This window comes from Legionella sp. W10-070 (genome assembly GCF_900640175.1).
Taxonomy (GTDB): domain Bacteria; phylum Pseudomonadota; class Gammaproteobacteria; order Legionellales; family Legionellaceae; genus Tatlockia.
The window spans coordinates 37,946-55,470 of sequence record NZ_CAAAJC010000009.1 but is presented as its reverse complement, the minus strand read 5'-3'; the positions used below and the strand labels follow the sequence as shown (position 1 = coordinate 55,470).

Below are 17,525 nucleotides of genomic sequence, written 5' to 3'. Positions count from 1 at the left end.
AGTGCTACAAATATCTCAACAGGGTCTTATCGCTGAGCTGCGATGATTCTCTGCTTGCTCTGAATAGCTGACTTCTGTAGAGTTCTGTCATCGTTGGAAGAGTTTAATCATTATGAAATCACGTTTTGTTCATTTGCGTGTCCACACCGAGTTTTCAATGGTCGATGGCTTGGTGCGCATAAAACCCTTGATGAAAGTACTTGCCGACAAGGGTATGAATACCATAGCCGTTACTGACCATTGCAATCTTTTTGCGGCTGTCAAGGTATTCAAGGCAGCTCTTGAGATGGGCATAAAACCCATTCTTGGCGCCGATTTGCCTTGTCACGCGCCAGAAAATCCAGAGCAAACGACATCACTTGTGCTTTTATGCCAAAATGAAACAGGCTATCGCAATTTAACTTGCTTAATTTCAAAAGCTTACCAGGAAGGGCAATATCAGGGGCAGCCCAGAGTACAACACCAATGGATTGCCGAGTATGCTGAAGGGTTGATTGCTTTATCAGGGGGGCGCTCCGGCTCTATAGGGAAAGCTTTACTGGCTGAAGATGAATCCACTGCTTATGGACTTGCGCGATCATTGATGGCTATTTTTCCTGAGCGATTTTACCTGGAGATCCAAAGAACCGGGCGAGTTGATGAAACTGAATATAATGAGCGGGTTGTTCGTTTGGCTGAAGAGCTCAATTTACCTTTAGTTGCTACCAATGATGTGCGGTTTTTACACCCGGATGATTATGAAGCCCATGAAGCGCGGGTCTGTATTCATGAAGGGTATACTTTGGCAGATCCGCGTCGAAACCAACTTTATAGCACCCAACAGTACTTGCGTTCTTCCGAAGAAATGGTGGCCTTATTTAAAGATTTACCTCAAGCAATAGAAAATACGGCTGAAATTGCTAAACGATGTACAGTAAAGCTTGATTTAGGTAATAATTATCTGCCGAATTTCCCAATTCCCGATGGTTATACGGTAGAAGGCTATTTGTCACAACTTTCAAAAGAAGGTTTGGAAGAACGATTAAAGCAAATTTTTCACGCTCATCCCCCCGAAAAGATCGAAACTTTACGTATAAACTATGATAAGCGGTTGCAAATTGAGCTTGATGTAATCAATAGCATGGGATTTCCAGGCTATTTTCTGATTGTTGCCGATTTTATTCAGTGGGCTAAGAAAAATGGGGTACCTGTAGGCCCTGGAAGGGGTTCTGGGGCTGGCTCACTGGTTGCCTATGCATTAAAAATTACCGATCTGGATCCCTTGCAATACGAGTTGCTGTTTGAGCGCTTCTTAAACCCGGAAAGGGTTTCAATGCCTGATTTCGATATTGATTTTTGCATGGAAGGCCGGGATCGCGTCATTGAGTATGTTGCCGAGAAATATGGTCGTCAGAGCGTTTCCCAGATTATCACCTTTGGAACAATGGCTGCCAAGGCTGTGGTACGTGACGTAGGGCGAGTGCTGGGTCATCCTTATGGTTTTGTAGATAAAATAGCCAAGTTGATTCCTTTTGAAATTGGCATGACCTTAAACAAGGCACTTGCAGAGGAAGAGGAATTAAAACGACGCTATGAAGATGAAGAGGATGTTAAAGAATTAATTGATTTAGCTTTAAAGCTGGAAGGGATCACCCGAAATGCGGGAAAACATGCCGGAGGCGTCGTTATTGCGCCATCAAAGTTGACTGATTTTACTGCCATCTACTGTGAACAAGGCTCGACACAGTTAGTCAGTCAATTTGATAAAGATGATGTTGAAGCAGCAGGATTGGTCAAATTTGACTTCCTGGGATTAAGAACGCTGACAATCATTGATTGGGCATTAGCCATTATCAACAAAGAGCGACTTAACAGAGGCGAGCTGCCTGTCGATATTTCCTTAATTCCAACGGATGATAAAAAAACCTTTGAATTGTTACAGGCTTGCCAGACGACAGCAGTGTTTCAGTTGGAATCGCGAGGGATGAAGGAGCTGATTCATAGACTTCAGCCTGACTGTTTTGAGGATATTATTGCGTTGGTTGCTCTATTCAGACCAGGGCCTTTGCAGTCAGGAATGGTGGATGATTTTATTGATCGCAAGCATGGCCGTTCAAAGGTTGAGTATCCGCATCCTGATTTAGAGCCTATATTAAAACCGACCTATGGGGTGATCCTTTACCAGGAGCAGGTCATGCAGATTGCTCAGGTTCTGGCAAACTATACTTTGGGGGCAGCTGATCTCTTACGTCGTGCTATGGGTAAGAAGAAACCGGAAGAAATGGCCAAGCAGCGTGCCATTTTTACTGAAGGAGCCACTGCACGAGGGGTTGATGAGCAGGTTGCTACCCATATTTTTGATTTGATGGAAAAATTTGCCGGTTATGGATTCAATAAATCACACTCAGCGGCTTATGCATTAGTCGCTTATCAGACGGCCTGGCTAAAAGCCCATTACCCGGCGGCCTTTATGGCTGCTGTAATGTCATCTGACATGGATAATACAGACAAGGTGGTTACTTTTATAGATGAATGTTTACAGATGAAACTGCAGGTTTTGCCGCCAGCAATTAATCATTCTTATTATCAATTTACGGTCAGGGATGAGCAAACTATCCTCTACGGCCTTGGAGCAATCAAGGGAGTAGGGGAAACAGCTATTAATTGCATTACTGAAGAACGGGCAAAAGAAGGCGAGTTTTCAGGGCTGTTTGGTTTTTGTCAGCGCATGGATCTGCGTAAAGTAAACCGTCGGGTGCTGGAGGCACTTATTAAAAGTGGTTCAATGGATGGTTGGGGTATCGAGAGGGCAGTTTTATTCGCGTCATTAGAGAAAGCATTGAAAGTGGCTGATAAGACGCATCAGAATCAAAACAGCGGACAAACGGATTTATTTTCTTTATTGGAAGAAGGTTTAACGCAGGAAGATTATATTGAATGTAAGCCCTGGTCTGAAATAATGCGTTTAAATGGCGAAAAAGAGACGCTGGGACTTTATTTAACAGGACATCCGGCAAGACAATACTGCCAGGAATTTAAGGAATTCATCACCCCGATAGCAACACTTAATCCAGCTTCCATGAAAAAGGCAATTATCTGTGGTTTAGTGACTTCAATTAGGCGGGTAATGACTAAGAGAGGAAAAAAATTAACTATCATTGGTTTGGAAGATGCTGGTTCCAGGTTGGATGTGGTTGTTTTTTCTGAAATTTATGAGATGCAGCAAACGATGATTCAATCGGGAGAAATGCTGGTTGTAGAAGGGGACATAGCAGCTGATGAGTACAGCGGAGGTGTTAAGATGACTGCCAGTCAGTTATTGACGATCGATGAAGCTCGCTCGCAACTTGCAAAATGTCTCGTTTTGAGGCTGACAGCTGAAGAGGGACATTTGATACCCAGTCTGCAAGCAATCTTAAAAGCTAATCAAGGCAGATGTATAGTACAAGTGCATTATGCTAATGCGCAAGCGATGGCCATCCTGAATCTGGGATTAGAATGGCGGGTATCGCCAACTGATGAGTTTATTACGGCATTAGCTGATTTACTTGGGGAGAACAAAGTGGTTTTGCACTACTAGGCTCTGCCAATTGCTTCATTCAGGGGGTGCGATTAACTGCGGATTTTCCTTAAAAGTGGTAGTATGGATGGAGCGCCAGCGAAATCCAGGGTGTATGAGTTTATTATCAAACTGCGCTCCCGGATAGTTGGCGCCCCAGGCTACCATTAATTAACCCCAACCGCAGTTTTAATCGCCCCTTCATGCAGGCCAAAGTTTGATATAAATTAATTTAATGGCGTAATAGAGGTTCACTTCAAAAAACCAAATGAAAGCCGGCTCTAAATTATTAAATTTCAAAAACTATGATCCTATGGTTTAATTGTTGTTGAATTTTGTTGTTGAATAAGCTCTTTAAGCAATTGACCATTTTGCATGTTATCAAAGAGTTCTCTAACAGGTTGAATTTCGATAGCATCAAAATAGGTTTCCTCGGTTATCAACAATTGCTCGAGGCATCCCTTTAGGACGGAGGTAGCATTACTATGATTGCTGCTACGATTTAATTTATAACAAAGCTTATTTAAAAGATTGATAACGTTTTGCTGTTTCATTGCAAACTGGAGTTCTTCTCGATTAGAAACTGGAAGTGTTTTTGCCTCTTCCTGCAGAGTCTCTTGCAGGTTTTCAATATGTCTGACAATCATTTCAATTTCTTCATTTCGATAGCCAGTATAATCGGCAATAATTTGTTGATAGCGATGATATTGGGTAATTAAATGCTCGAATTGCTCTTCCTGCTGATGAAATTGGATAATACAAGATGCAGCAATTCGAGCTTCACTCATGGCAAAAGCCGATGAAATGCCGACTGGGTAATAAGGAGACATAGCGCAATCTCCCAGAAGAATAATGTAGCTATTATCAGGTAATTTTCTTACAGGATTATCGGCATAGTGGATGTCAGAAAGAAAGGTGCCTACATTGGATTGTGTTTCATTTTCTCCCTTCCCATCGATCACAAAATTCTCAGGAGGCACTTGCATTCTAAACGATGCAAAAAAGCTTGCCCATTCAAGTACTTTTTTTCTTTTGATAGAGGGATTTTGGGTTTCATGAAGCGATTCTGGAACAGGGGTTGCAATGAATAATCGAGGTTTCCACTTAGGTCCAGCATATCGATTCTCTTTATACAGATTATCGTCAAAGATAGCATTATCTGGTTTTCCTTCACGTGGATCCCAGCCAAGTGGGCTTAAATTTTTCACTTGAAATTCAATTTTTCTTCTATTCTTTGCCAGGAATTCTTGATAGTCCTTCTCTTTTTCCAGATCTTTTAATGTTAGCCGGGCAGCCATATGGTAAGTGGGCGTGCCCATTTTTTTAAAAGAGAAAGGCTTTATTTGTGGAGAAAATTCCGTTTTAATCGCATCATTAATGTGTTGAGTCAGATGACGCCTCTCTCCTTCACATACCAGCAAATAATCAAACGTGATGGTAGTATTGTCTTTATCCAGATGCAACATTCTATTTTTCAGATCTATTGAATCTACGGTTGTTCCTGGATACCAATGGAATTTGACATTGCTTGTTTCCTGATTATCAATGTGTTCTTTAAGTGCTTCCTGGAGTGTTCGAATGGAGAAGTTTTTAGGTTCATTAAATTCATCTTTTTGTCTCATAAGTTTACGCAGGAATTTTTGTCGTTTATTTAAATTAGATAGAGGTTTATTTTGGGCATCTATCAGATCTCCCGCATCATTAATTTGCAGTTGATTGAGTGGGTCGAAGAGCTGTTTGCAGTAGGTATCCCATCTTAGTTCTTTTGCGGGAAGATCTTTTTCTCTGGGAATGATTAATTTTTGTCGGCGCGTAAACTCGGTTCTTTTCTCAATAAGATGGATTCTAAGTTCTATTGAGGATGTGTTTTTAGCTTCCTCGAAAAGAGAGGCGGTTGCTGCTAAACCAGCGGGCCCCGCTCCTATAATACCTACTTCTATAACTGGCATCTTTATATCTCAAATTGTCATTTAAACATCAAAAGACAACTATTTTATCATTTTATACCGTAAATACACAATTAGATTTAATTTTAATCCATAAAAATTTCAAAAGAAATCCCTAGGTTCTGTGCACTTATCGCTAGCTTGGGTCAAAAAGCCTTGATTGGCGAGCACCTAAGCGGAGCATACATAGAAGTATGTGAGCATCGGAGCGCAGAAAATAAAGGCTTTCTGGCCAAGATTAGTAGATAAGTGCACAGAACCTAAAGCAAGCTGAATGTGATTTACTGCATGCATAAATCAAGCTTTAGTGCACCCTCACCCTCATCGTATTCGTAGGGAGAGAGGAATTCAGACCGTGGGATCTGTTTGAGTTTTCTTTCTTGACCTTGATGTTGTAATAGGATAATGACAGTCTCACTTGGTATATCATAGGTAAAAACGATCTTTCCATAATTTTTGCTTTTTCCAAGTTTTTTAATTCTCAATTGTCTGAGGCTTTCTTCCATCTGGTTAAATTCGCGCATGGCATTAGCTAAAGGGCTTGTATTGTGCGATTGATCCTGCTGCAGAAACTTAAACCAGGCTTCCTTTCCGTTCTCCTCAATTAATTTGTTTACCAGAGGATTAACGGTTTCCTTTTCGAAATTTCTGAAGATTTGGAGTAAGTTATCATAGCTTTTCTGAGCTATAATCGCCTCTTCATGTTCTGTTAATAAAGAGCCTGTCTTTTCGTTAAATTCTACTGAGCCGGTGGTGGCCTTCATGCGGATAGTATGGAAGGGGAGGAGAGATGCATATAGTTTGGCTGCAAAGCTACTTTGTATGTCGAGCTCATTTATATCAGTGATATGATTTTTTTCATAAGTTTCGCTCCTTGCGCCATAACATATGGATAATGTTATGTTAAATGGAATAGCGTTATTTTTATGTGTAATTAGTAAATGAACAAAGCCTGCCAGTTGAGAATAATGAAGTAATCTCTTTGTCTTGAAGATTTCTTCTGAATCAAGTTGTGCATAACAATACTCTGTATCGTCAATTGCACCATGGGCGGCGATGATTATTTTATCGTCTTGTTTGCGATGATTAAACCAACATTGAAGTTTTTTTTGCGTTCTCTCATCAAGCTCCAGTGTATTGGTATCAGCATAAGTTGCTGCGACAGCCATCAGGTTTAAAAAGGTAATTTTCTTTTTCCCCCAAAAAGAATGGCGATGTTTTTTTTCCAGTGACTTAACCGCTTTTTCTCCGAGGATACCTGGATCAGCTAAATTCAGAAATAAAATTTTCATATCAATAAAATTAACGAATTACAACCATTTTGATTATATCCTAATCATATAACAAAGTAATGATTTTTTTTGTTCCAAAAAAAATCATTCAAGCGAAGTATTACCTCTTTTTTTGCTGTCAGCCATAGGCTAACATGTCATAAAGCTGCTAACGGATTGTATGAATGACTTTTTTTTCAAAATTGCTTGTGATTTGCATGTTAGCCCTATCAGCAATTAATTCAGGCTTTGGGGCGCAAAAGGATAATTTTTATAGAAGTTTTTTGCAGCCTAAATATCATGGTGAGCGTTTAAATTATTGTACTTTGGATGGGAAGTGTGGTTCTGCAGTAGCAACAAATTATTGTAAACTGATGGGCTATGCTTATGCTGATCAGCAGATAATTGATCATAATGTCGGGTTAACCAATTATCTTTTTTGTGATGCGCGATGCAAAGGGTGGCGTTGTAATGGCTTTAAGGTGATCCGTTGTGTAGCAAATATGTCTCATAAGCCTCCCAGAACTTATCATTATCGTTTAAGACGTTTTGTTTATCCCCGTTTTGATAATTACCGTATCGATTGGTGCTATGATGGTCATCGCGGGTGTGGCCGTAAAGCGGCTCATTCTTTTTGCCGCCGGATGGGTTATTTGGACAGCCGTAAATTTGCCATAGAAAAGAATATTGCTGCCACCAAGGCAATCGGTAATCAGAAATTATGCTTCGGAACATTATGTAATGCCTTTGCTTATATTAACTGTTATCGATAGGAATTTTTTGTGTAATGATTTATGACACTAATAAAAAAAATCGTCATTTATTTGACATAAGATTGATTGGCATCCAATACTCAACAATAGATAAGATGGACATAGGGATAGGGTTATGAGCAACAATGAAACAGTCTTCATTATTGATGATAACGAAGTACGTTGTCATAAGCTCAATACCATTTTGAGTTTTGTAGGTGAGTCCTGTTTATTTGCTAATTACAATAATTGGCGAAAGGCCTCTTACGAAAACACCCAGCTAATCATGATGGGTGCAAGAGAGTCCTCTGAAGATCTGGAGTTCATGGACGAGCTTCAATCACTGGCACCGCAACTTCCTGTTATCCTGATTGACTCTACTTTACCAGAGAGTCATTATTCAAAAAAAAATGCGCTGGCTAACCTCTGTTTTCCCTTTACTTATGCGCAAATGCTTGAAGCACTTCATAAGTGTCAAATTGCCAATGAAACCGCCCTTGCTGAGGAAAGTAATAAAAAACGAAACCCCTCCTTATTTCGCAGTCTGGTGGGGAGCAGTGAGTCAATTCGTCAGATACGTCGATTAATAGCACAAGTTGCTGATACCGATGCCAGCGTGCTCGTATTCGGTGAATCTGGAACGGGCAAGGAAGTCGTGGCGAGAAATATTCATGCGTTTTCTTCACGGTATAATAAGCCGTTCATACCGATTAACTGTGGTGCTATTCCTGCGGAACTATTAGAGAGCGAATTGTTTGGCCATGAAAAAGGGGCTTTTACGGGAGCAATTACTTCTCGCCAGGGCCGGTTTGAATTGGCGAATGGGGGGACTTTATTTCTTGATGAGATAGGCGATATGCCCTTGGCTATGCAAGTTAAATTATTGCGTGTATTACAAGAACGATGTTTTGAACGGGTTGGCAGTAATAAAAGCATTGAGGTAAATGTCAGGATTATTGCTGCCACTCATCGCAATCTTGAACAAGCAATCAGAGAAGGCAAGTTTCGTGAAGACCTTTTCTATCGCTTGAATGTATTCCCAATTGAAATGCCGCCTTTAAGAAACAGGCGAGAAGATCTGTCGTTGCTATTAAATGAACTGGTTTCACGAATTGAAGGTGAGAACAGACCGGGCATTCGTCTTATGCCGGCAGCGCTTGATGTCTTGGGACGTTACCATTGGCCTGGAAATGTTCGGGAGCTTGCAAATTTAGTCGAGCGTCTGTCTATTTTGTTTCCTAATGGCATTATTGATGTTGATGACTTGCCAAGGAGGTTTAAGCTGGGTGCTAAAATTTCAAATCAGGAAATTGCCAGCAGCGAACGAGAGACTTTATTAGAGATGATAAGTCCTGATTCTATCGCTAGTGATGGTATTGATCTGAAAGAACATCTGGTAAAAACAGAGCTTGCATTAATTAGTCAGGCTTTGAATGAAGCTGATTGGGTAGTTGCTCATGCAGCCAGTTATCTTAATATGAGGCGTACTACCCTGGTGGAAAAAATGCGTAAATATGGCCTGACGCGCCCGGAGCGCGCTTAGGGCACCACAGACCCTCGAGGTAATTGTTCACGGGGTATGTAATTAAGGAATATTAAGTCCTCTGTCTTTCCCGCGAAGGCGGGAATCTATCTAAAAATCAACCTATGTGCTAACTTTATGGATATATTCCCGCCTTCGCGGGAAAGACAACTCAAATAAATAGGTTTATAAACAGAAAAATTTACATATTCTGTGAACGGTTACAACTCGAGTTACTATAGTTTGACTGCGTCAAGTATGTTCTTCAGGCATTTTTATGAACCCCGCGGTCAATGGCCGCAGGGATAGGATTCCGTATTCATAACGTGAAACCTGATAATAGTGTGGGTATTATTCCTTTGATTCTTTTGTTTCGGGTTCTGCTGTTTTTACCGCAGCTGGCTTGCTTACTTTAGGCTTGGCTGCTGCTACAGTTGCCACTTCTTCTTCACCTGCTGCAGGCGTTGTTTCATGACTGGCTGACGTAATTACTGCCTCTTGTTCTGGGGCAGGGGCACTTTTTTCCTGAGAGGCTGCAGGCTCTTCCCTGGATTTTGTCTTAGGGGCTGAAGAAACGACATCGTCTTGAGCGGTTTCCTCACGTTTCTTTTTATAATCGTCAATAATTTCAGATACGCTTTGTTTGACATCTTTAAAAAGCTTACCAGCAATTGAAGTGATTTCTTTTAAATCAGGAAGTTTTGATTTGAAATCGCTCATAGTTACTCCATAGTTGTTCGTTCACTTGTATTAAGTATATAACCATAATTATTATTAGTATAATCAATAGTTAATAAGTTATTGCAAATGGGAAAAATAAACATGGAATTTGATAGCCTTTATGCCCAGGGATGAATCAGTTTCATCGCAGGTTTTAGTAACTTTTCTGCCAGTGATTTTTTCCCATGAATAGTAATTTTAAATGCGTTAAACGTTGCCATTTTCTCAGTGAGGTAGTCATCGCTGGTTTTTAAGCTATCAACGAGCCGCAAATCAAAAGCATCTTTTGCCAGCCAATGTTCTCCAGTAGCGACCTCTTCAATGTTGACCTGCGGGCGATTGGTAAGCACATATGCTCTGAAAGCATGATGTACCTTTTCCAGATCTTCCTGGAATTTTTTGCGGTCTTTTTCTGTATTCTCGCCAAAGAGAGTCAAAGTACGTTTATATTCGCCGGCTGTTAATAACTCAACGTCAATATTATTTTTTTTCAACCAACGATGAAAATTAGGGAATTGAGCCACAACACCAATAGAGCCAAGAATGGCAAAAGGAGCTGCAACGATGCGATTGGCAACGCAAGCCATTAGATAACCCCCACTGGCGGCAATTTTATCAATGCAAACAGTAAGAGGAATTTTACGGTCACGAATCCGTTGTAACTGTGAGGCTGCCAAGCCATAACTATTGACCATGCCCCCTGGACTCTCCAGGCGAAGTACTATCTCATCCTTGTCATTAGCAATGCTGAGAATGGCAGTCACTGCCTCACGAAGTTGCTCTACTTCTGTTGCTTTGATATCGCCATGAAAATCAATCACATAAAGGGAGGGCTTATCTTCATTCTCTTTTTTCTTTTTTTCAGGTTTTTTATTTTTAATATGCTGAGACATCTGGTGTTTTGTCTCTTCGTGCTGTTTGTTAAGCGAAGTGATTTCCAGTTTGGATTTTGGCTTTCGGCTCAAGACTGCAATACCTGCCACTGCAAGCAATAAAGCAATGACCAGTGTTAATGTTTTTAAAAGAAACAAACCATACTCTGATAGAAACTCCATCATCCACCTTACTCTGGATAGAATAAAAAAGTGATTATCACAATGACTGTCTCAGGGTGCAAGTGCTTTCATTGAATGTTTCAGGATTTGCTCCATTAAAATGCCGTTATTGCGAACGAAGTGAAGCAATCTGGAGCCATGTTGCAAATAGGTTTCTATTCACAGCCCTGATTACATGCTTGCTTGCCAGAAAAGTAAATTATGTTAGTCTCCTATTTTTTAAACTGCCGGTCTTTTTATGCTTGAGGTCTGTTCGCTTTGTTTTGATTACCAGGATAAACCGCTACTGGAGCAGATAAATTTTACCCTGCGGGCAGGACAGCTGTTGCATTTGCGTGGGGGTAACGGGGCAGGTAAAACAACCCTGCTTAAGTTATTAGCGGGACTTTTGCATCCTTCGGAAGGTGAGATCCGTTATCAGGGGAAGCCTGTCAGGAATAATCTGGTTATTTATCAACAGAAAATTTGCTATGTGGGCCATAAGACAGGAATCCATCCCCTATTAACTGTTAAGGAAAACAGTCTTTTCGATATGCATTGGGGACGGCGAGAGGTTGCTTTTGATTCCTTACTTGAAGAGTTTGGATTGCAAGGATTAGACCATGAGTTATGTAGCCATCTTTCTGCAGGACAAAGGCGGCGGGTAGGTCTTTTACGTATTGCAATGACTAATGCCAGGCTTTGGTTATTAGATGAGCCGTTAGTGGCTTTGGATAAAGAAGCAGTCAAGGTGCTTGTGGGGCATCTTGAAGATCATCTTGCTCAAGGAGGGCAAGTGATTATAACTTCTCACCAAAAATTGCCTCTGATGCAGGCAGACTGTCTGGAGTATAACTTATGATAGGTTTTGCCTTGCTCTTTAAAAGACAAATCCAGAGAGAAATTTTAATCCATCTACGTCAACCGCGCTTATTGTTATATTCTGCGCTGTTTTTTTTAATGGTTGCTGTTTTTTTCCCCTTGACCATGCCTCCTGATGTTTCCATTATGCGCACTATTGCCCCCGGACTGGTATGGATTGCCATATTATTAGCCCTCTTATTGTCTTCTGCCGGATTTTTTCAGCAAGATTATGAGAATGGTGTGCTTGAGCAATGGCTAATTTCAGGTTATCCCCTGAGCCTGATTCTTGGTGCAAAACTGCTGGTTCATTGGCTGCTTGGCCTCTTGCCGATGCTTCTTTTTTGTCCGTTGCTTGCTTTATTATTTAATTTAACGTTTTACGAAACGATAATTTTGATCATAAGCCTTATTGCTGGAACACCGGCTATCCTGTTTTTATGTGGCCTTGCTGCTTCTTTCAGTGCTGGTCGAGGCGTTTTAATGGCGTTGATTTTATTGCCGTTGACGGTACCGGTGATGGTGTTTGGCAGTGGAACGTTGACAGCGGCGATGCAGGGTCTTCCAGTGCAAGGCTATCTGGCAATATTGGCTGCCTTATCTATTTTAGCTTGTGGATTTCTGCCTTTTGCCACTGCAGCAGTGATTCGTATTAGCCTTACGGATTAATGCATGGTAAAATTGTGGTTTTTTCTGATTTAATTATTCCCTATGTGGAAGTTTTTATATCAAATGGCCTCGCCTAAAATCTTTTACCAGCGAACAAAGTCCTGGCTTCCCTGGTTAGGTATTTTATCGTTAGTTTTTTTAATAGCCGGTATTTTCTGGGGGTTGATTTTTGCTCCGCCGGACTATCAGCAGGGAGATGCTTTTCGCATTCTCTATATTCATGTCCCCAGTGCGTTTTTATCTATGGCTTTATACGGTGGAATGGGATTTTTAGCGGTTCTCCTGTTGGTATGGCGTATCAAAATGGCCGGTCTGATGCTTGGAATGGCTGCTCAGTTAGGTGCTTCCATGGCTTTTCTGGCCTTGGTGACAGGCAGTATCTGGGGTAAGCCAATGTGGGGTGCCTGGTGGGTATGGGATGCCCGCTTAACCTCCGAACTTATTTTATTGTTTCTTTATTTGGCTATTCTGGCTATTAAAGGTTCTTTCCAACATAAAGAACAGGGTGACAAGGTTGCTGCTATTTTCACCTTGGTTGGATTGGTTGACCTGCCTATCATCCATTATTCCGTTTATTGGTGGAATACGCTGCACCAGGGAGCGACTTTGTCTGTATTCGCCAAGCCTAAAATTGCTGCCCCTATGTTATATCCATTACTATTGACCTTGGCCGGTTTTTCTTTTTATTGTCTTTGGGTTATGTTGCATAAGGCCCGTTGTGAGGTATTACTTCGAGACTATAAGCAGCAATGGGTAAGAGACTTGATTGAAAAGGAAGGAATATGAATCAATTTTTAAAATGGTGGGCCATGGGCGGCTATTCAATCTACATATGGCCAGCTTATGGCTTGGTTTGTGTTGTTCTGGTTATGAATATTCTCGGCATTAAATTTCAGCGGGCGCAGGCACGTAAAAAATTGCAACAATGGTTTAAGAGACAGCAATGATGAACCCTGTCCGTAAGCGTAAGTTAATCTTGATATTATTTGTAGTTTCGATTTTAGCAATGGTTACTGGTCTTGTCTTGTATGCTTTAAGGCAAAATATCAGTTTATTTTATACCCCTGCCCAAATTGCGAATGGCGAGGCATCTGGAAAACAGTTAATTCGTCTTGGAGGGATGGTGGTGAAGGGAAGTATCGTACGTGCTTCTGATGATTTGTCCGTACAATTTGAATTGACGGATTTTAAAGGAAAGGTCACTGTCAATTATCGCGGGATTTTGCCTGACTTATTTCGTGAAGGTCAGGGGATTGTTGCGCTTGGAAAGCTTACAGATAACCAGCATTTTACTGCCATCGAAGTTTTAGCAAAGCATGACGCGAATTATATGCCGCCAGAAGTGAAGGATGCTTTGGCCAAGTCCAATCAAAATGGGGAAAGAAGTACGCATGATAGCTGAAGTTGGTTTATTTTCTCTGGTATTGGCTTTGGTTTTTGCCTTATTGCTTGCTTTAATTCCCAGTTTGGGTGTATGGCGAAATAAAGCGGACTGGACAGCGGCAGCTCCCCTTTATGCTTGCGGACAGTTTATCTTTGTTGGACTTGCTTATTGCTGTCTTACAGCTTGTTTTTTGCGTGATGATTTTAGTGTGACTTATGTTTTGACAAACTCCAGTGTTTCGTTGCCCTGGTTTTACAAATTGTGTGCAGTATGGGGTGGCCATGAAGGTTCAATGCTGTTATGGGTTGCTATTTTAAGCCTGTGGATGCTTGCAATCAGTTTCTTTAGTTCAGCTCTGGATAAGGCGATGCGTGCGCGAGTACTGGCCGTGCTTGGTTTTTTAAGTGCAGGTTTTATTCTTTTTTTATTGGCGACATCCAATCCTTTTGGCCGACAGTTTCAACTTCTACAGACTCAGGGCAGAGATTTAAATCCATTGTTACAGGATCCCGGGTTCCTGTTTCATCCTCCGATGCTTTATATGGGCTATGTAGGGTTTTCCGTGGCTTTTTCCTTTGCAATTGCAGCCCTTTGGGTTGGGCGGGTAGAATCCTCATGGGCAAAATGGACAAGACCCTGGACGCTGGCAGCATGGTGTTGCTTAACTACGGGGATTACCCTGGGAAGCTGGTGGGCTTATCGTGAACTTGGTTGGGGTGGATGGTGGTTTTGGGATCCCGTTGAAAATGCCTCTTTTATGCCCTGGCTTGTCGGGACAGCATTAATACATTCACTGGCTGTAAGTGAGCAGCGCAAGCAATTCAAGGCATGGACGTTGTTATTGGCGATCACGGCTTTTTCTTTGAGCCTTATCGGAACCTTTTTAGTCCGTTCAGGTGTGTTGACGTCTGTTCATGCCTTTGCGGTTGATCCTCAGCGTGGATTATATATTCTGGGCTTTTTGCTGGTTGTTATTGGTGGGTCTTTGGTATTATTTGCTTTACGTGCCCAGACTTTGCAAAGCCGCGACAATCTTTCCCTGGTTTCTCGCGAAAGCGCCCTGTTGTTAAACAATGTCCTTTTGGCGGTAATTATGCTCACCGTGTTAATGGGGACGGTATATCCTTTACTGATTGACGGGCTGGGGCTTGGCAAATTATCGGTTGGCGCGCCTTATTTTAACTCTGTTTTTGTGCCATTAATGATCCCTTTATTAGTGCTAATGGGCATTGGAATCCATTTGAACTGGCAACGGGATAGTTTGCAAAGGCTGACCCTGCGGCTGGGGAAAGTGGTTTTTCTCAGCATCGTTTTACCGTTTATCTTATTGTTTACTTTTACTGAATCAGTAAATGGTTATGCTTTAATCGGGTTAACCCTTGCTTTGTGGATAATATCAAGTACGCTAAAACTACTCTTTATTCGTGGTAAACAACGTGGTTTTACGCATCTGGGGCAATCTTTTTGGGGAATGGTTGTTGCCCATTGCGGTTTGGCTGCTACGGTTATTGGCATTGTAATATCCAGTAATTACGGCATCCAGCAGGATGTAAGAATGGCTCCGGGTGATAAAATAAAACTTGCTGATTATGATATTCAATTTATCAGTGAATCCTCATTGCAAGGTGCTAACTACCATGGCACGCAAGCCCAATTTAAAATCAGCCATAATCATAAGGTTGCCTTTATCTTTCCTGAAAAGCGGCTTTATGATGTAGGTCAGATGGCGATGACCGAATCAGCTATTGATGTTAATCCATTTAGAGACATTTATATTGCTCTTGGGGAACCTTTGGGTGACAAGGCTTGGGGAGTTCGTTTGTATTATAAGCCCTTTGTCCGTTGGATATGGGGTGGAGGGTTTATGATTTTGGCGGGCGGTTTACTCAGTTTGACTGACAGGCGTTATTATCGTAAGCGCCAGGAGCTTGCTGTAAATGGCCATGAGGTACAAGCATGAGTGTTTGGCGCTTACTGCCGTTATTGGTTTTTGGGGCGTTAGCAATTTTTCTCTGGCGTGGACTCTCTCTTGAGCCGCAAAACTTACCCTCTGCACAATTGGGTAAATCGCTCCCGGATTTTCAGTTAGCCACTTTAGATAAAGAAACGCTATTTACCCCGCAAATATTGGAAGGTCAGGTTTCCTTGCTCAATGTATGGGCCAGCTGGTGTCCAGCCTGTATGGAAGAACAGGTGTTTCTGATGCGTCTTTCCAGGCAAGGTGTTCCTGTTTATGGCTTAAATTACAAAGATGAGCCGCAGAATGCCAGGCATTGGCTTGATGAGTGGGGTAATCCTTATCGTGCTATTGGGGAAGATAAAGAAGGAAAGGTGGCCATTGACATGGGGGTTTATGGAGCACCGGAGACATTCCTGATTGATAAAAAAGGCATCATCCGCTACAGACATGCAGGCATTCTTGATGAAAGGGTATGGGATAGTGAGTTTATCCCCCGAATCAAGCAGTTGCAGGAGGAAGCGTGAAATATTTGCAATATTATGGCTTGTTATTGGGATTATTATTTTTACCTACTGTATTCGCGGCCAATACAATCTATCCTTTTGAAACGGCCAGGCAGGAGGCGCAATTTTCTCATTTATTGAAAGAACTCCGTTGTCTGGTATGTCAGAATCAGGATTTGGCAGACTCCAACGCGAGTCTCGCTAAAGACTTGCGTCAGCAGGTTTATCAATTTGTCAGGGAAGGGAAGAGTGATAGCGAAATCATCGGCTATTTAACTGATCGGTATGGTGATTTTATTTTATTTAAACCACCAGTAAAGCCGTTAACGGCTTTACTGTGGTTTGGGCCTGCTCTTTTTTTACTGGCGGGGTTAGTGATTTTTTGGCGTACCTGTTTAAAGCGAACTTCTGATGAATAAATGGTGGTTATTGTCTTGCTTTTTGCTGCTTATATTATTGGCTTTGCCTGTAATATTATATCCTTTACGTAAATCACACAGATTAGTTTGTTTGTTGCCCATTCTATTGCTGATTAGTACATCGGCAGCCTACTGGCATTGGGGAGGGTGGCAAGATTTGTATCGTTACAGTCAACAAAAAGAGAAGCAAAAGAAAATAGAGGCTGTTATGCAGTCTATAAAAAATCCGGCTCAGTTAATTGAGCGGCTCAAAGCGCGACTGGAGTCTGAACCTGAAAGTGCCCGTGGCTGGTACTTGTTAGGAAGGCTGTATGCAAGTCAGGGGCAATGGACATCTGCCCGTGATGCTTTTCAGCGCTCTTATGAATTAAATCCTGAGGATATGTCTGCAACGATTAATTATGCGCAAAGTCTTTGGCAACTTAACCAGCAGCACTTTAATGACCAGGTTAGAAACCTGTTTAAAACCGTATTAAAGAAAAATCCTGATGAACCAGAAGCGCTGGCTATGTTGGCAATGGATGCATTTATGAATCATGATTACCCATCGGCGATTGATTACTGGCAACACTTGCTTAAACTGGCGCCGGAACAATCCGAAGAGGCGCGCATGATCCGCAAAGCCATTGCCAAGGCCCAGGAAAAGCTACATTAAAAATATCAGTCTCAGTCGACTTGTAATCAATAATTAAGAAACTATTAACAGTGATAAGCTTTATTGAACTGGTTTGGGTAAATTTGAAGTCAACAGATTTAAGACACGTCAGTTAATCAATAAGGTGGGATGCCAGTTTCCTGTTGCTTTGTCTGCCATTTTACTGCCCAGACCCAGCGCCTGTGAAAGTGGATATCCACAGGGGCTCTAAATCCCATAAAAAATACTGGGCGAATCTCGAAAATAGGATCAAAAAAATTACTGATTAATCTTTATTGCTTACAGAGGTCG

At 41.6% G+C, this 17,525-nt stretch carries 16 protein-coding genes; 12 read left to right on the top strand and 4 right to left on the bottom strand.

Annotation, left to right across the window (positions count from 1 at the left end; all coding sequences use genetic code 11):
• Window positions 1-112 precede the first annotated feature (112 nt).
• Window positions 113-3,559, top strand: a complete 3,447-nt coding sequence (gene dnaE / locus E1O65_RS05295; RefSeq protein WP_133132554.1) for a DNA polymerase III subunit alpha — start codon at window positions 113-115, stop codon at window positions 3,557-3,559.
• A 290-nt stretch (window positions 3,560-3,849) separates the two neighbouring features.
• Here dnaE and E1O65_RS05290 read toward each other — a convergent pair whose 3' ends face one another.
• Window positions 3,850-5,487: a hypothetical protein gene (locus E1O65_RS05290; protein WP_133132553.1), complete on the bottom strand. Its 1,638-nt coding sequence runs from the start codon at window positions 5,485-5,487 to the stop codon at window positions 3,850-3,852.
• Between the two features lie 278 nt (window positions 5,488-5,765).
• Complete coding sequence (locus E1O65_RS05285) at window positions 5,766-6,776, bottom strand: hypothetical protein (RefSeq protein ID WP_133132552.1); 1,011 nt, start codon at window positions 6,774-6,776, stop codon at window positions 5,766-5,768.
• Window positions 6,777-6,940: 164 nt separating this feature from the next.
• On the opposite strand from E1O65_RS05285, the gene E1O65_RS05280 reads away from it, so the two are divergent.
• Both E1O65_RS05280 and E1O65_RS05275 read left to right on the top strand, forming a co-directional pair.
• Window positions 6,941-7,528, top strand: a complete 588-nt coding sequence (locus E1O65_RS05280; RefSeq protein ID WP_133132551.1) for a hypothetical protein — start codon at window positions 6,941-6,943, stop codon at window positions 7,526-7,528.
• A gap of 115 nt (window positions 7,529-7,643) precedes the next feature.
• Window positions 7,644-9,050, top strand: a complete 1,407-nt coding sequence (locus tag E1O65_RS05275) for a sigma-54 dependent transcriptional regulator (protein ID WP_133132550.1) — start codon at window positions 7,644-7,646, stop codon at window positions 9,048-9,050.
• Between the two features lie 330 nt (window positions 9,051-9,380).
• On the opposite strand, the gene E1O65_RS05270 is transcribed toward E1O65_RS05275, so the two are convergent.
• Window positions 9,381-9,749 (bottom strand): hypothetical protein, encoded by a 369-nt coding sequence (locus tag E1O65_RS05270; protein WP_133132549.1) that lies wholly within the window; start codon window positions 9,747-9,749, stop codon window positions 9,381-9,383.
• A gap of 119 nt (window positions 9,750-9,868) precedes the next feature.
• On the bottom strand, window positions 9,869-10,804 hold the full coding sequence (gene sohB, locus E1O65_RS05265) for a protease SohB (protein ID WP_133132612.1): 936 nt from the start codon (window positions 10,802-10,804) through the stop codon (window positions 9,869-9,871).
• A gap of 238 nt (window positions 10,805-11,042) precedes the next feature.
• Between sohB and ccmA the strand changes: the two genes are divergently transcribed.
• From ccmA to E1O65_RS05220, 9 genes are read left to right on the top strand one after another with little or no spacing between them, the layout of a single operon-like run.
• Window positions 11,043-11,645: a cytochrome c biogenesis heme-transporting ATPase CcmA gene (ccmA, locus tag E1O65_RS05260; protein ID WP_133132548.1), complete on the top strand. Its 603-nt coding sequence runs from the start codon at window positions 11,043-11,045 to the stop codon at window positions 11,643-11,645.
• Window positions 11,642-12,313, top strand: coding sequence for a heme exporter protein CcmB (ccmB, locus tag E1O65_RS05255; RefSeq protein WP_133132547.1), 672 nt, complete (start codon window positions 11,642-11,644; stop codon window positions 12,311-12,313). The genes ccmA and ccmB overlap by 4 nt, the downstream gene beginning before the upstream one ends.
• Before the next feature lie 42 nt (window positions 12,314-12,355).
• Complete coding sequence (gene ccmC / locus E1O65_RS05250; RefSeq protein WP_133132546.1) at window positions 12,356-13,099, top strand: heme ABC transporter permease CcmC; 744 nt, start codon at window positions 12,356-12,358, stop codon at window positions 13,097-13,099.
• Window positions 13,096-13,260 (top strand): heme exporter protein CcmD, encoded by a 165-nt coding sequence (gene ccmD, locus E1O65_RS05245; RefSeq protein WP_165474908.1) that lies wholly within the window; start codon window positions 13,096-13,098, stop codon window positions 13,258-13,260. The genes ccmC and ccmD overlap by 4 nt, the downstream gene beginning before the upstream one ends.
• Window positions 13,260-13,715: a cytochrome c maturation protein CcmE gene (ccmE, locus tag E1O65_RS05240; protein ID WP_133132610.1), complete on the top strand. Its 456-nt coding sequence runs from the start codon at window positions 13,260-13,262 to the stop codon at window positions 13,713-13,715. The genes ccmD and ccmE overlap by 1 nt, the downstream gene beginning before the upstream one ends.
• Window positions 13,705-15,657, top strand: coding sequence for a heme lyase CcmF/NrfE family subunit (locus tag E1O65_RS05235; protein WP_133132545.1), 1,953 nt, complete (start codon window positions 13,705-13,707; stop codon window positions 15,655-15,657). Before ccmE ends, E1O65_RS05235 begins: the two co-directional genes overlap by 11 nt.
• Complete coding sequence (locus E1O65_RS05230; protein ID WP_133132544.1) at window positions 15,654-16,181, top strand: DsbE family thiol:disulfide interchange protein; 528 nt, start codon at window positions 15,654-15,656, stop codon at window positions 16,179-16,181. The genes E1O65_RS05235 and E1O65_RS05230 overlap by 4 nt, the downstream gene beginning before the upstream one ends.
• Window positions 16,182-16,186: 5 nt before the next feature.
• Window positions 16,187-16,579 (top strand): cytochrome c-type biogenesis protein, encoded by a 393-nt coding sequence (locus E1O65_RS05225; protein ID WP_242601540.1) that lies wholly within the window; start codon window positions 16,187-16,189, stop codon window positions 16,577-16,579.
• Entirely contained in the window at window positions 16,572-17,234 is a 663-nt protein-coding gene (locus E1O65_RS05220) for a tetratricopeptide repeat protein (protein ID WP_133132542.1), read from the top strand. Before E1O65_RS05225 ends, E1O65_RS05220 begins: the two co-directional genes overlap by 8 nt.
• Window positions 17,235-17,525 lie beyond the last annotated feature (291 nt).